2 protein-coding genes are annotated in these 1,683 nt (G+C 48.7%); both read right to left on the bottom strand.

Annotated elements, in window-relative coordinates; all coding sequences use genetic code 11:
• Positions 1-351: 351 nt before the first annotated feature.
• Complete coding sequence (locus Pmgp_RS19195) at positions 352-1,287, bottom strand: IS3 family transposase (protein ID WP_134216281.1); 936 nt, start codon at positions 1,285-1,287, stop codon at positions 352-354.
• Entirely contained in the window at positions 1,284-1,610 is a 327-nt protein-coding gene (locus tag Pmgp_RS19200; RefSeq protein WP_134216283.1) for a transposase, read from the bottom strand. The genes Pmgp_RS19195 and Pmgp_RS19200 overlap by 4 nt, the downstream gene beginning before the upstream one ends.
• Positions 1,611-1,683: the final 73 nt, after the last annotated feature.

Genomic DNA, 1,683 nt, shown 5'->3' on the forward strand with positions numbered 1-1,683 from the left:
CGGTTCAAACCCCTAATTTTAGAGTCTACTCCCTTATTCTCTTGTTTACATAGAATTAAAGGTATTTTTGACTAGAACAATCTCTCCACTTTAACCTGTTGCCACGACCTGTCCGGCAAGCCTTGACTCGCCGTGGAATAGTTGAATAAAGGGGACGGGCGAGGGTGATGGTAAACGGTATCATTAACTGTATCGCCCATCCCCGCCGACACATTTTACCACGGCGGTCAAGGCCGGGCCGCTGTGCGGTTGCCGGCCAGGTCTTAGCCAGGTGGGCAGGCCGAACTCCCAGATAAGGGGAACAAGCTCGGGCTCCGGCATCCGGTATCTTAAAGGAAATCATAACGAACGCTAAACCTTTACAATGAAGGGCTTAAGTTGGCCCGCAGCCAGCCGCTGCCGGAACTCACAAGGCGCAAAATCATACAGACTGCCATGGATACGCCGTTCATTATAAAACCGGATGTATTCGCCAACTAACTGATAGGCTTCCTGGTAGGATACGAATTCGTGCCGGCTTAAGCATTCCGCTTCCAACAAGGCATGGAAAGACTCAATGTGAGCATTTTTATTCGGTGTTTTCGGGGGAATCCGCTCATGCTCAACGCTGAATTTCTCACAAGCCTCCTCAAACGCATGGCTGATAAATTGGGGGCCGTTATCGCTCCGGATTACCGGACGACAGTCTGTTTCAAAGAGATTACGTTTCCACAAGGCCCGCTGGAGGACCTGGGCGGCATGTTTCCCTTCACAGGACAACCCCAGGTGGTAATCCACAACCATCCGGTCATAAACGTCAATTAAGCACATTAGGTAGAAAAAACGGTCTTCCTCGGTGATATAGCCGTATTTGATGTCTACTTCCCAAAGTTGGTCTGAAGCGGTAATCTTACGGTTGACTGCCAGGCGCCTGGGATGCTTGACATTAATCCGCCGCTGAGGCGCCAGTATATCCAATTCCTTGCAGAGCCGGTAGACTTTTTTGTTATTAATTACCAGATTATACCGGCGGCGTAGGCAAATGGCCAGTTTCCGGTAGCCGTAAGCATTTTCTTCCCCGGCAACCAGTTCCATCAGCCATTCTTTGATTTGCTCGTTACTTATCCGCTGCTGGTCCCTTGTCCAGGAATATGCCGTGTTGGGCCGTCCGCTTCTTGGCTTATGGTTTACCGGGGCATGATCCTTTCGCTTTTTTCGATGGTAGTAGGTTGCTTCGTGTACGCCAACAATTCTCAGTACCAGTGAACATGCATACCCCCGGGCGATCCACTTGTTGGCTATTTCTATTCTGTCAGAAAGCCCGGGCGAGCCTTTTTTACCAGATCCCTCAAAATGGCGATCTCTAGATCTTTTTCGCCAAGCAACTTTTTCAGAGTGTTATTTTCTTTTTCCATTTGCCTGAATTCCTGGGGCGATGGAATATATGCCGTTACTTTTTTGGCATCTGCACCGGCTTTCTCCCAGGCTTTATGTTTGGAGTCCTGAATCCAGCGGTATAGTGTCTTGGGGCTAACCCCATGCCGTCTGGCAACGGAAAGAGTGTTGCCGACTTCCTGCGCTTCCTTGATAAGCTGTTCTTTGAAATTTTTAGGATATCTCTTGCGTTTCATCCATACCCCTCCGTTAATATTAGTTTATATCAATAAGGGGGTATGGCTCAAATTCAATTAGGGGGCTAAATAG

It is taken from the genome of Pelotomaculum propionicicum, assembly GCF_004369225.1.
Lineage (GTDB): Bacteria > Bacillota > Desulfotomaculia > Desulfotomaculales > Pelotomaculaceae > Pelotomaculum_B > Pelotomaculum_B propionicicum.

What these genes read in the sequence shown, in the direction of transcription:
- Pmgp_RS19200 (WP_134216283.1), bottom strand. Translation starts at nt 1,610, where the DNA reads ATGAAACGCAAGAGATATCCTAAAAATTTCAAAGAACAGCTTATCAAG.